14 protein-coding genes are annotated in these 11,363 nt (G+C 66.4%); 8 read left to right on the top strand and 6 right to left on the bottom strand.

Annotated elements, in window-relative coordinates; all coding sequences use genetic code 11:
- Positions 1–2 precede the first annotated feature (2 nt).
- The 5 genes from cyoC (at position 3) to ACZZZD_RS04165 (ending at position 3,630) form a co-directional block, all read left to right on the top strand.
- Positions 3–629: a cytochrome o ubiquinol oxidase subunit III gene (cyoC, locus tag ACZZZD_RS04185; protein WP_159850310.1), complete on the top strand. Its 627-nt coding sequence runs from the start codon at positions 3–5 to the stop codon at positions 627–629.
- Positions 626–1,021: a cytochrome o ubiquinol oxidase subunit IV gene (cyoD, locus tag ACZZZD_RS04180; protein ID WP_463432911.1), complete on the top strand. Its 396-nt coding sequence runs from the start codon at positions 626–628 to the stop codon at positions 1,019–1,021. The genes cyoC and cyoD overlap by 4 nt, the downstream gene beginning before the upstream one ends.
- A 70-nt stretch (positions 1,022–1,091) precedes the next feature.
- Entirely contained in the window at positions 1,092–1,775 is a 684-nt protein-coding gene (locus tag ACZZZD_RS04175; RefSeq protein ID WP_463432909.1) for an SURF1 family protein, read from the top strand.
- A complete protein-coding gene (locus ACZZZD_RS04170; RefSeq protein WP_463432907.1) occupies positions 1,772–3,097 on the top strand; it encodes an ATP-binding protein in 1,326 nt (441 codons plus the stop codon). The genes ACZZZD_RS04175 and ACZZZD_RS04170 overlap by 4 nt, the downstream gene beginning before the upstream one ends.
- Positions 3,094–3,630: a response regulator transcription factor gene (locus ACZZZD_RS04165; RefSeq protein WP_463432905.1), complete on the top strand. Its 537-nt coding sequence runs from the start codon at positions 3,094–3,096 to the stop codon at positions 3,628–3,630. The genes ACZZZD_RS04170 and ACZZZD_RS04165 overlap by 4 nt, the downstream gene beginning before the upstream one ends.
- Here ACZZZD_RS04165 and ACZZZD_RS04160 read toward each other — a convergent pair.
- The gene (locus ACZZZD_RS04160; RefSeq protein ID WP_463436077.1) at positions 3,627–4,064 is read right to left on the bottom strand and encodes an HIT family protein; all 438 of its coding nucleotides are present in this window, start codon (positions 4,062–4,064) and stop codon (positions 3,627–3,629) included. The two genes, ACZZZD_RS04165 and ACZZZD_RS04160, sit on opposite strands and share 4 nt — an antisense overlap.
- 110 nt (positions 4,065–4,174) lie before the next feature.
- On the opposite strand from ACZZZD_RS04160, the gene ACZZZD_RS04155 reads away from it, so the two are divergent.
- Complete coding sequence (locus ACZZZD_RS04155) at positions 4,175–4,534, top strand: phage holin family protein (protein ID WP_463432903.1); 360 nt, start codon at positions 4,175–4,177, stop codon at positions 4,532–4,534.
- Positions 4,535–4,537: 3 nt separating this feature from the next.
- On the opposite strand, the gene cobS is transcribed toward ACZZZD_RS04155, so the two are convergent.
- Together cobS and ACZZZD_RS04145 are read right to left on the bottom strand one after the other, a co-directional pair.
- Entirely contained in the window at positions 4,538–5,542 is a 1,005-nt protein-coding gene (gene cobS, locus ACZZZD_RS04150; protein WP_463432901.1) for a cobaltochelatase subunit CobS, read from the bottom strand.
- A 59-nt stretch (positions 5,543–5,601) separates the two neighbouring features.
- Positions 5,602–6,030, bottom strand: a complete 429-nt coding sequence (locus ACZZZD_RS04145; RefSeq protein WP_463432899.1) for an organic hydroperoxide resistance protein — start codon at positions 6,028–6,030, stop codon at positions 5,602–5,604.
- A gap of 136 nt (positions 6,031–6,166) precedes the next feature.
- On the opposite strand from ACZZZD_RS04145, the gene ACZZZD_RS04140 reads away from it, so the two are divergent.
- On the top strand, positions 6,167–8,581 hold the full coding sequence (locus tag ACZZZD_RS04140) for a penicillin-binding protein 1A (RefSeq protein WP_463432897.1): 2,415 nt from the start codon (positions 6,167–6,169) through the stop codon (positions 8,579–8,581).
- Positions 8,582–8,676: 95 nt separating this feature from the next.
- A protein-coding gene (gene prfB / locus ACZZZD_RS04135; protein ID WP_463432896.1) for a peptide chain release factor 2 occupies positions 8,677–9,799 on the top strand; the annotation gives its coding sequence in 2 pieces (ribosomal slippage) (positions 8,677–8,745 and positions 8,747–9,799; 1,122 coding nt in all).
- Positions 9,800–9,888: 89 nt separating this feature from the next.
- Here prfB and ACZZZD_RS04130 read toward each other — a convergent pair.
- From ACZZZD_RS04130 to ACZZZD_RS04120, 3 genes are all read right to left on the bottom strand, one after another.
- Positions 9,889–10,437 carry a bactofilin family protein gene (locus ACZZZD_RS04130; RefSeq protein WP_463432894.1) on the bottom strand — a complete coding sequence of 183 codons (549 nt, stop codon included), beginning with the start codon at positions 10,435–10,437 and terminating at the stop codon, positions 9,889–9,891.
- A 114-nt stretch (positions 10,438–10,551) separates the two neighbouring features.
- Complete coding sequence (locus ACZZZD_RS04125; RefSeq protein WP_463432892.1) at positions 10,552–11,013, bottom strand: peroxiredoxin; 462 nt, start codon at positions 11,011–11,013, stop codon at positions 10,552–10,554.
- Positions 11,003–11,350 carry a GIY-YIG nuclease family protein gene (locus ACZZZD_RS04120; protein WP_463436075.1) on the bottom strand — a complete coding sequence of 116 codons (348 nt, stop codon included), beginning with the start codon at positions 11,348–11,350 and terminating at the stop codon, positions 11,003–11,005. The genes ACZZZD_RS04125 and ACZZZD_RS04120 overlap by 11 nt, the downstream gene beginning before the upstream one ends.
- Between the last annotated feature and the right edge of the window lie 13 nt (positions 11,351–11,363).

Genomic DNA, 11,363 nt, shown 5'->3' with positions numbered 1-11,363 from the left:
CCATGAGCGCGACCACGATCAAGCTCGACGACCCGACCGTCTTCCACCTGGAAGAGGAGCCGCACCACGAGGAAGGCTCCAGCACCATGCTGGGCTTCTGGCTCTATCTGATGAGCGACTGCCTCATCTTTGCGATGCTGTTCGCCGTGTTCGGCGTGCTGGGCGGCAACTACGCCGCCGGACCTGGGCCCAAGGAACTGTTCGACCTGGAGTTGGTGGCGATCAACACCGCCATGCTGCTGTTCTCGTCGATCACCTACGGCTTCGCCATGCTGGCGATGGACAAGAACAACCAGCGTCAGACCCTGATCTGGCTGGCGGTCACGGGCCTGTTCGGCCTGGCCTTCCTGGGGATCGAACTCTACGAGTTCGCGCACCTGATCCACGAGGGCGCGACGCCGCAACGCAGCGCCTTCCTGTCGGCCTTCTTCACCCTGGTGGGCACCCATGGGCTGCACGTCACCTTCGGCATCATCTGGTTGGTGACGCTGATGGTTCAGGTCAGCATGAAGGGCCTGATCCCCGCCAACAAACGCCGCCTGATGTGCCTTTCGATGTTCTGGCACTTCCTGGACGTCATCTGGATCGGCGTCTTCACCTTCGTCTATCTGCTGGGCATGCTGCGATGAGCGCCGACAAGAACGACCACAGCCCCGAGTCCCACGAGACCGACCACCTGGGCCATGAGGCGCACAATCATGGCTCCTACAAGAGCTACATGATCGGGTTCGTGCTGTCGGTGATCCTGACGGCGATCCCGTTCGCCCTGGTGATGACCGGCGTCCTGCCGACCCAGGCGACAGCCCTGATCGTCATGGGCTTCGCCGTGGTTCAGATCGTGGTCCACATGATCTATTTCCTGCACATGAACTCGAAGTCCGAGGGCGGCTGGATCATGCTGGCGCTGATCTTCACCATCATCGTCGTCGTCATCGCCCTGTCGGGTTCGCTGTGGGTCATGTACCACCTGAACACCAATATGATGCCGACGACCCATGACATGACGAACATGGGCGGCTGAGGTCGAGATCACGGACACGTCTCCAACCCCAGCTAAACGCTCGCGACCGTTCCGCCTTGCGGTATCGGTCGTGGGGTTGGCGCTTTTCGTCGGCTTCCTGGCGCTGGGCGGCTGGCAGGTTCAGCGGCTGGCGTGGAAGACGGACTTGATCGCCCAAGTGAACGCCCGCGTCCATGCGCCGGCCGAGCCCGCCCCCGGGCAGGCGCAATGGCCCACCGTCACGCGACAGGACGACCAGTATCGTCGCGTTGTGGTTCACGGGATTTTTCTGCACGACAAGGAAACCCTGGTTCAGGCCGTCACCGATGCGGGCGGCGGCTTTTGGGTCATGACGCCGCTGGTCGATGCGCGCGGCTTCACCGTCCTGATCAACCGCGGCTTCGTGCCTGCCGGCCGGCGTGATCCGGCCCGCCGTGCGGACGGGAAGACGTCGGGGCAGCAGACCGTCGTCGGCCTGCTCAGAATCACTGAGCCGAAGGGCGGCTTTCTGCGCGCCAACGACGCCGCCGGCGACCGCTGGCGGTCGCGCGACGTGGCGGCGATCGCGGCGCGGCGCGGCCTGACGACTGTCGCACCCTATTTCATCGATGCGGACGCGACGCCCAATCCGGGCGGCTGGCCGCTGGGCGGGCTGACCGTGATCCGGTTCGCCAACAGTCATCTGGTCTATGCCCTGACCTGGTTCGGCATGGCCTTGCTCACGCTGGTCGGCCTTTGGCTGTTCCTGCGTGACGGCCGGCGCAGGCGGCCATGACCTCGGGCCTTCAAAGGCTGCTGGGGCTGGGCGGGCTCAGCGGGGGCGTCTCCTCGCACGGCGGGGCCAACCGGCGCAACATGCTGCTGCTGATCCAGCTGCGCTGGCTGGCCGTCGCCGGGCAGGTGGCGACGATCCTGCTGGTCCAATATGTGATGCGGATCCCGCTGCCGGTGCTGTGGCTGCTGGCCGCGCCCGTGGGTCTGGTGCTGGTCAATCTGATCAGTGCGCCGCTGACCGCGCGTCGCGAAGAGGTCGAGGATCAGGCCCTGATGATCGCCTTGCTGGCGGATGTGGCGGCCCTGACCTGGCTGCTGTTCCTGACCGGGGGCGCGGCCAATCCGTTCGTGGCGCTTTATCTGCTGCAGGTGGTGCTGGGGGCCGTGCTGCTGGCCCCCGTCTATGCCTGGGCGCTGATCGCCATCACCAGCCTGTGTTTCGCTGGGCTGGGCCTGCATTCCCAGCCGCTGAACCTGCCGCCGGCGCGTGAGGATTCGCTGCTCAGCCTGTATCTTCAGGGCAGTTTGATCTGTTTCGTCCTGATGGCGGTGCTGCTGGTGCTGTTCGTGACCCGGATCAGCCAGAACCTGCGAGAGCGCGACGCGTCCGTCGCCGCCATGCGTCAGCAGACGGCCGAGCACGATCACATCGTCCGCATGGGCCTGCTGGCGTCCGGGGCCGCGCACGAGCTGGGCACGCCGCTGGCGTCCTTGTCGGTGATCCTCAGCGACTGGAAGCGAATGCCGACGCTGACACAGGATCCCGATCTGGTTCAGGACATGACGGTGATGCGGGCCGAGGTCGAGCGCTGCAAGGCCATCGTCACCGGCATCCTGATGTCGGCCGGCGAGGCGAGGGGGCAGGCGCCTGAGCGCACCACCCTGCGGGCCTTCGTCGCCGATGTCGTCGCCAGCTGGAACGGCGACGGCGTTGCCGTGCAGATCCACGACGAACTGGCTCAGAACCCGTCGATCATCGCCGACCCGGCCCTGCGTCAGGTGCTGGGCGTGCTGTTCGACAATGCGGTCGAGGCCGGCGCTGGGCGCATCGTCGTCACCACGACGCGGACGGACGACACGCTCGGCATCGCCGTGCGAGACGACGGGCCGGGGTTCCCAGCCGCCATCCTTCAGGCCTGGGGTAGGCCCTACAACTCGACCAAGCCCCGCGCGGGCGCCGGCCTGGGGCTGTTCCTGCTGATGAACGTGATCCGGTCGCTGGGCGGTCGGGTCGAGGCTTCCAATCCCCCAGCCGGGGGCGCAGAGGTGCGGCTGACGTTGCCGCTGTCGGCGCTGGCGCCCAAGGACGAGATCCTTCCATGACCGATGAGGCCAGACTGCTGCTGATCGTCGAGGACGACGAATCCTTCTCGACCACCCTTCGCCGGTCGTTCGAAAGGCGCGGCTATACGGTCGTCAGCGCCGCCAATCCCGATCAGATGACGGAGCTGCTGAAGACGCACCGGCCCGGCTATGCAGTCGTGGACCTGAAGCTGGGCGGTCACTCGGGGCTGACCTGCGTCGAGGCCCTGCACGCCTTCGATCCCGAGATGAACATCGTCGTCCTGACCGGCTTCGCCAGCATCGCCACGGCGGTCGAGGCCATCAAGCTGGGCGCGCGTCACTATCTGGCCAAGCCCGCCAGTTCAGACGACATCGAGACCGCGTTCGGGCGGGCGGACGGCGACGCCGAGACGCCGCTGGGCACACGCCCGACCTCGATCAAGACCCTGGAATGGGAGCGGATCCACGAGACGCTGGTGGAGACCGACTTCAACATTTCCGAGGCCGCACGCCGCCTGGGCATGCACCGCCGCACCCTGGCGCGAAAGCTGGAAAAGCGCCGCGTGACCTAGTCCAGCGCCGCCGCGATCCGGTCCGCCAGCACCTGCAAGGTCGCCGTATCGGCCATCGGCGCATGGCCGTGACCCTTCATCTCACGATCGGTCCAGCGCGGCACGATGTGGAAATGCAGGTGGAAGACCGTCTGTCCGCCCGCGTCGCCGTTGAACTGCAGGATGGTCAGCCCCTCGGGCTGGAGCGCCTTCTCGACGGCCTTGGCCGTGCGTTGCAGGGCGGCGGTCATGCGGGCCAGAACTTCCGGCTCGACCTCCAGCAGATTGCGGGCCTGGGACTGTTTGGCGATGATCAGGACGTGGCCTTCCGACTGGGGAAACACGTCCATGAAGGCCAGGACGTGGTCGTCCTCCCACACCTTCACCGAAGGCATGTCGCCGCGCAGGATCCTGGCGAAGATGTTGTTCGGGTCATAGGCGCCGTGCAGGCTCATGCGTGGTCTCCGTGCGGTGTCGGCCTTGGGAATAGCAGCGGGCGGGTTGAAGGGGGAGCCTTCGCCCGCGCCATGCATTATGGTCACGCTTGAACCTAACGAGGCACGTCATGATCCGTTTCATCATCCAGGCGCTGGTCACCATGGCTGGCCTGTGGCTGTCCGCCCGTTTCGTGCCGGGCGTCGACTTCACCAGCACGGGATCGCTGATCGCAGCGGCCATCATCCTGGGCCTGGTCAACGCCTTCGTGCGGCCGATCCTGGTGGTGCTGACCTTCCCGATCACCGTGGTGACCCTGGGCCTGTTCCTGCTGGTGGTGAACGCCGCCATGATTGGGCTGACGTCCATCTTCCTGGACGGGTTCCGGGTCGATGGCCTGTGGGCCGGAATCGGGGCGGCCATCGTGACCGGCGTGGTCAGCTGGATCGCCGGCGCCTTCGTCGGCGGCGGCGAAGAGGCGCGTCGCTGAGCCTCAGCCCACCTTCACACGCGTCGCCGCTTCCGGCAGGTCCTCGCCAAAGGCGCGCTGGTAGAACTCGGCGATGCTGGGGCGTTCCAGTTCGTCGCACTTGTTCAGGAAGGTCAGGCGGAAGCTGAGCGCCAGGTCGCCGTTGAAGATGATGGCGTTCTGGGCCCAGGTGATGACCGTGCGGGGCGACATGACAGTGGAGATGTCGCCGTTCATGAAGGCGTTGCGGGTCATGTCGGCGACCCGGACCATGGCGGCGATGCGGCGACGACCCTCGGCGTCCTTCCACTCGGGCACCTTGGCGGCGACGATCTCGGCCTCCACGTCGTGGTCGAGATAGTTCAGCGTCGTGACGATGTTCCAGCGGTCCAGCTGGGCCTGATTGATCTGTTGCGCGCCATGATACAGGCCCGTGGTGTCGCCCAGGCCGATGGTGTTGGTCGTGGCGAAAAGGCGGAAATGCTTGTTGGGGCGGATGACGCGGTTCTGGTCCAGCAGGGTCAGGCGGCCCTGGGCCTCCAGCACGCGCTGGATGACGAACATCACGTCGGGCCGGCCGGCGTCGTATTCGTCGAACACCAGGGCGATGGGACGTTGCAGCGACCAGGGCAGGATGCCCTCGCGGAACTCGGTGATCTGCTTGCCGTCCTTCAGGACGATGGCGTCCTTGCCGATCAGGTCGATCCGGCTGACGTGGCTGTCCAGGTTCACGCGCACCAGGGGCCAATTCAGGCGGGCGGCGACCTGTTCGATATGGGTCGACTTGCCGGTGCCGTGATAGCCTTGCACCATGACGCGACGGTCGAAGGCGAAGCCGGCGCAGATGGCGATCGTCGTCTGCGGATCGAAGCGATAGGCCTCGTCGATCTCGGGCACATGGCTGTCGCGCTCATTGAAGGCGGGCACGGTCATGTCGCTGTCCACGCCGAACGCTTCGCGCAGGGTCACGCGGCGGTGCGGTTCTAGCGTCAGCAGGGGATCGGGGGAGGCGTCGAGCGGGGAGGTCATGGACCTCATCTAGAGGCGCCGCGCGCGCGGCTCAACACGCGCGCGGCCCTTCGTGTCGCTTATTTCGCGCTGAGGCGAACATCCACGTTGCCGCGGGTGGCGTTGGAGTAGGGGCAGACCTGGTGCGCCTTCTCGATCAGGTCGTCGATGACGGCCTGGTCCAGACCGTGATCGCTGACGGTCAGGTCCACGTCCAGGTTGAAGCCCTCGCCCTTGGTGTTCTTGCCGAAGCCGACGCCGGCCGTGACCTTGGTGTCGGGGCCCACGGGCGTTCCGGCCTTGCCGCTGACCAGGCGCAGGGCGCCGAGGTAGCAGGCGGCGTAGCCGGTGGCGAAGAGTTGTTCGGGATTGGTGCCGTCGCCGCCCTTGCCGCCCATCTCCGTGGGCGTGGACAGCTTGACGTCGATCTTGCCGTCGTCGGTGGCCGAGCGGCCGTCCTCGCGGCCTCCGCCGGAGGCGGTGGACTGGGCGCGATACAGAACTTCCATGGTGGGCTCCTTGGGTTGAGACGCTTGAGATGGGAGCTTAACGGGAGACGCCAAGGGGGCGTTGCATCGCGGCTCTAGCAATCGACCGGCGACGCGGGCTAAAGCACGTCTTCGGGGCGCGTCGTCGGAGTACGCAGTGAAGATTGCCGAACGCTGGTTCGTGTGGGCGGGCATGGTGCTGCTGGGCGGCATCGCCCTGGCGGGGCTTGTGGTCGCCGTCTATGCGGCGTGGCTGTTCCACGACCTGCCGGATGCATCCGAGCTGGCGGATTATCGCCCGCCGACCGCGACGCGCGTCTATGCTGGCGACGGCACCCTGATCGGCGAGTTTTCGGACGAGCGCCGAATCTATGTGTCCTACGACCAGATCCCGACGCCGGTGATCCACGCCTTCCTGGCCGCCGAGGATCGCAACTTCTTCCAGCACGGCGGCATCGACGTGGGCGGCATCGGCCGGGCGTCGATCAAGAACGTCTTCAACCTGGCGCAGGGGCGCCGGCTGGAAGGCGGTTCGACCATCACCCAGCAGGTGGCCAAGAACGTCCTGCTGACCAACGAATCGAGCCTGAACCGCAAGCTGAAGGAAGCCATCCTGGCCAATCGCCTGGAGGCGACCCTGTCCAAGGAGCAGATCCTCGAACTGTATCTGAACGAGATCTTCCTGGGTTATCGCTCGTTCGGCATCGCCTCGGCGGCCTACAACTATTTCGGCAAGTCGCTGGGTCAGCTGACGCCGGACGAGGCGGCCTTCCTGGCGTCCCTGCCCAAGGGGCCGAACAACTATCACCCCAAACGCCACCCCGGCGCGGCCAAGGGCCGTCGCGACTGGGTGCTGGGCGAGATGGAACAGAGCGGCTGGCTGACGCCTGCGGAACTAACTGCCGCCCGCGCCAAACCCCTGGTCACGCGCGATGCGCCCCAGCGTTCGGACTACAAGGACGCGGACTTCTTCGTGGAGGAGGCCCGTCGTCAGGCCGCCGCCAATCCCCAGTTCGGCGAGCAGCTTCGCGCCGGCGGCTTCTACATGCGCACGACGCTGGATCCAACGTTGCAGACGGCGGCGCGTCAGGCGCTGATGCAGGGGCTGGAAAACTATGACCGGCGTCACGGCTGGCGCGGCGGCTGGGGCACCACCGACTTCGCCGACGGCTGGCAGGCGGTCGCGCTGAAAGAACAGGCCCCGCCCGAGCGCCGCAGCTGGCAGTCCGCCGCTATCGAAAGCGTCAGCGGCAACACCGTCCGCATCCGCACGGCCCGCGACGACAAGACCGGCACGCTGCTGGCGGCCGACGCGGCCTGGGCCAACGCCAACCGGCAACTGAAGCGCGGCGAGCTGATCTTCGTGGAGCCCAAGGGCGGGCAATACGCCCTGAAACAGGTGCCGCGCGTCAACGGCGCCCTGGTGGCCATCGAGCCGCAGTCCGGGCGCGTGCTGGCCATGGTCGGCGGCTACTCCTATGCCCTGTCGAGCTTCAATCGGGCGACCCAGGCGCGGCGTCAGCCCGGCTCGGCGTTCAAGCCCTTCGTCTATGCGACGGCGCTAGAAGGCGACTTCACCCCGGCCTCCATCGTGCTGGATGCGCCGATCAGCTTCGCCGGCGGGGCCAACGGCCAGCGCTGGACGCCCGAGAATTACAGCCGCCAATACTACGGGCCGCAGACGTTGCGACGCGGGTTGGAGCTGTCTCGCAACGTCATGACAGTGCGACTGGCCCAGTCGGTCGGCATGAAGAAGATCGTGGATCAGTCGGCCAGGATGGGCATCCCCGGTCTGACGCCGAACCTGTCGGTGTCGCTGGGCGCCGGCGAGGTGACGCCGCTGGAGATCACGGCGGCCTATTCCGCCTTCGCCAACGGCGGGCGGCGGGTGACGCCCTATCTGATCGACTACGTCCAGGACCGCGACGGCGAAACCATCTTCCGAGCCGACAACCGCAGTTGCCGCGAGTGCGGACGCGGCTTCTCGGGCCAGGAATCGCCGCACCTGCAACAGCGCGGGACGCAAGTCATCGACCCGATCACCGCCTATCAGATGAGCTCCATGCTGGAAGGCGTTGTTCAGCGCGGCACCGCCGCCAGCGCGCGCGGGCTGGGCAACTGGATCGGGGGCAAGACCGGCACGACGAACGAGTATCGCTCGGCCTGGTTCGTGGGCTTCACCACCGACGTGGTGGTGGGGGTCTTCATCGGCTTCGACGACAACCGTTCCCTGGGCTATGGCGAGACGGGCACGACCGCAGCGGTGCCAGTGTTCATCGACTTCATGCAGACGGCGCTGAAGGAACGCCCCGCTCGCCCGTTCGTGCGGCCCAAGAACGCCATCTTCCGCACCGTCAACGGCATCGAGGAAGCCTTCCGCCCCGGCACCGAGCGCCAGGCCCCGCCGCCGGCGCCGACCGGACCGGTGCAGCCCACCGGACCTCAGAACTACTATGAGGTTATCCGTCGCGAACAGGAGGCCGCGAGCGGCGCTCCGGCCGCCGCCCCCGCGCCCACCGCACCACCGCCGCCGAAGAAGGCGCCGGCCGAGGACTTGAGCGGATTGTACTGAGGCTCTAGGTAGGCCCATCGAACGGCGCGTCCTCGTGGCGCGCCGTTTTCCATTAATCCGCCCTGTTCGAGGGCGTTGTGTCGCTGGAGAATGCGATGAGACCGGATGTCGAGGCCATGAAGGCCGACATCGAGCAGAGCGTCGCTCTGCTCAGGAGGCGTCTTTGACTGGGATGTCGCTCTAAGAAAGCTCGATGAGCTGAACGCGCGGGTCGAGGATCCGACGCTGTGGGACAAGCCCGACGAGGCCCAGGCCGTCAGCCGAGACCGCTCGCAGCTGGAAGCCAAGATCAACACCGTCAAGGCGATGGAGCAGGACCTTGAGGACGGGGTGATGCTGGCCGAGATGGCGGACGAGGAGGGCGACGAGGGCGCGTTGGAAGACGCACGCACGTCGCTGCGTGGCATCAAGGAACGGGCCGCGCGCGCCGAACTGGAAGCCCTGCTGTCCGGCGAGGCCGACGGCAATGACGCCTATCTGGAAGTGAACTCCGGCGCCGGCGGCACCGAGTCGAACGACTGGGCCGGCATGCTGCTGCGGATGTATTCGCGCTGGGCCAAGGCGCACAGCTACGAGGTCACGATCGAGGCGCACGAAGAGGGCGAACAGGCGGGGGTCAAGTCGGCCACCATCCTGATCTCCGGCCCGAACGCCTATGGCTGGCTGAAGTCGGAATCGGGCGTTCACCGCCTGGTGCGGATCAGCCCCTATGATGCGGCGGCCAAGCGCCACACCAGCTTCGCCTCCATCGGGGTGTCGCCGGTCGTCGACGACGCCATCGAGATCGACATCAATCCGTCGGACGTGCGCACCGACACCTATCGGGCCTCGGGCGCGGGCGGTCAGCACATCAACAAGACGGACTCGGCGGTGCGCCTGACCCACGTCCCGACCAACACCGTCGTGGCCTGCCAGGCCGGCCGGTCGCAGCACCAGAACCGCGAACAGGCGTGGAAGATGTTGCGGGCGCGCCTGTACGAGCTGGAGCTGCAGAAGCGCGAGGCCGTGGCCCAGGCGCTGGCGGACGCCAAGACCGACATCGGCTGGGGCCACCAGATCCGGTCCTATGTCCTGCAGCCGTATCAGATGGTGAAGGACCTGCGGACCGAGGTCGAAACCTCGGACACGCAAGGGGTTCTGGACGGCGATCTGGACGCCTTCATGGGCGCGGCCCTGGCCGCTCGGGTCGGCGAGACGCGCGGTTCGAACGTCGAATAAGCGAAAGGGGCGGTCGCACGGACCGCCCCTTTTTTTGTTGGGTTTGGGCTATCGGCCCGAGGCCTACTTGAGCCCGTTGGGTGTCTTGGTCAGGCCGCGGTCTTGGCTTCCGGCTTGTCCGCCTTAGCGGGCTTGTCGGCCGGGGCTTCCAGCATGGCGGCGCCGGGGACGTCGCGCTTGGCCTGGTTGCAGCGGCCCTGGAACCAGGCGCCCTGGTCGATGGACAGCTGTTCCTGGGTGATGTCGCCCTCGACGCGGGCGGTGGCGTAAAGCTTGACCTGTTTGGCGACGATGGCGCCCGAGATCCGGCCGCGTACGTCCAGCACGTCGGCGTGGACGGTGCCCTCGACCGCGCCGCCTTCGCCGATGACGACGCGGGCTACGCGGACATCGCCCTTCAGCGTGCCTTCGACCTGAAGCTCGCCGGCGCCGGAGATGTTGCCTTCGTATTTCACCCCAGCCGCAAGGGTGGACAGGTTGCTGGACCGGGTCGCCGGGCGGGCCGGTTCTGGCGCGCGAGGCGGCTGGGTCGCAGCCGGGAGGTTTTGCGCTGGCGATGGCGCCGGCGTCGGTTCAGGCGTGGGGGGAATACCCAGCCCAGTTGATCCACTGTCGTAGGATTTGCTCTTGGTGAACATGGTGCGCTCCGCATCTGCCAGCCAAGGCCGGCCAAGCCCCTCTAAGCCCTGACGACACTTTAGGGGGGCAGGGGAGGCGCAGGTCAAGCACGGCTTCCGAACCGTGGTCGCCGATCACAGAGCCTTGACCGCCTCCAACACGACTGCGGCATGGTCCGCGACCTTCACATTGCGCCAGGCGCGGGCGATGCGACCCTCGGCGTCGATCAGGAAGGTGGCGCGCTCAATGCCCATATATTCGCGGCCGTAGAGCTTCTTCTGGACCCACACGCCCCAAGCCTCGCAGGCCGCGCCATCCTCATCCGAGGCCAGGACGACGGCCAGGTCGTATTTGGCCTTGAACCTGTCGTGCTTCTTCACCGTGTCCTTGGATACGCCGATGATCGGTACGCCCAAGGCGGCGAAGTCGGGCGCCAAGGCGGTGAAGTCCTGAGCCTCGCGCGTGCAGCCGGTCGTGTCGTCCTTGGGGTAGAAATAGACGACGGCGGGCTCGCCCTTCAAAGCGGCGAGGGTGGTGCGGCCGCCGTTGTCTGTGGGCAAGTCGAAGGCGGGGGCGGGCTGGCGTTCATAGGTCATCGTTTGTGTCCTGTCTTCCGCTCATCCCCGCGAAGGCGGGGACCCAGTCCTTGGCGTCTTTCAGATCGCCAAGGCGAAGATGATCGTGAAGGTCTAGCCAGCCAGGATTCTGCTTCTCGATCATCTGAAGCTTCCAAAGCCGGTTCCACTTCTTGATCTGTCGCTCACGACGGAAAGCGGCGTCGCGGCTTTCATGCAGTTCGTACCAAACCAGCAGATGGACATCGTACTTCGCCGTAAAGCCTGGGAATGCCTTGTTTCTGTGCTGCGCCACCCGCTGGATCAGATCGTCGGTCGAGCCCGTGTACAGGGTTCCGTTTCGACCGCTCGCCACGATGTAGGTGAAGAAG

It is taken from the genome of Brevundimonas sp. AC546 (assembly GCF_979258305.1).
Note: the sequence above shows the minus strand (reverse complement) of the source record. Positions and strands in the feature narration are given on the sequence as shown.

What these genes read in the sequence shown, in the direction of transcription:
- ACZZZD_RS04165 (WP_463432905.1), top strand. Translation starts at nt 3,094, where the DNA reads ATGACCGATGAGGCCAGACTGCTGCTGATCGTCGAGGACGACGAATCC.
- cobS (WP_463432901.1), bottom strand. Translation starts at nt 5,542, where the DNA reads ATGACCTCCCCGCTCGACGCCTCCCCCGATCCCCTGCTGACGCTAGAA.
- ACZZZD_RS04155 (WP_463432903.1), top strand. Translation starts at nt 4,175, where the DNA reads ATGATCCGTTTCATCATCCAGGCGCTGGTCACCATGGCTGGCCTGTGG.
- ACZZZD_RS04145 (WP_463432899.1), bottom strand. Translation starts at nt 6,030, where the DNA reads ATGGAAGTTCTGTATCGCGCCCAGTCCACCGCCTCCGGCGGAGGCCGC.
- ACZZZD_RS04125 (WP_463432892.1), bottom strand. Translation starts at nt 11,013, where the DNA reads ATGACCTATGAACGCCAGCCCGCCCCCGCCTTCGACTTGCCCACAGAC.
- ACZZZD_RS04130 (WP_463432894.1), bottom strand. Translation starts at nt 10,437, where the DNA reads ATGTTCACCAAGAGCAAATCCTACGACAGTGGATCAACTGGGCTGGGT.
- ACZZZD_RS04170 (WP_463432907.1), top strand. Translation starts at nt 1,772, where the DNA reads ATGACCTCGGGCCTTCAAAGGCTGCTGGGGCTGGGCGGGCTCAGCGGG.
- cyoD (WP_463432911.1), top strand. Translation starts at nt 626, where the DNA reads ATGAGCGCCGACAAGAACGACCACAGCCCCGAGTCCCACGAGACCGAC.
- cyoC (WP_159850310.1), top strand. Translation starts at nt 3, where the DNA reads ATGAGCGCGACCACGATCAAGCTCGACGACCCGACCGTCTTCCACCTG.
- ACZZZD_RS04160 (WP_463436077.1), bottom strand. Translation starts at nt 4,064, where the DNA reads ATGAGCCTGCACGGCGCCTATGACCCGAACAACATCTTCGCCAGGATC.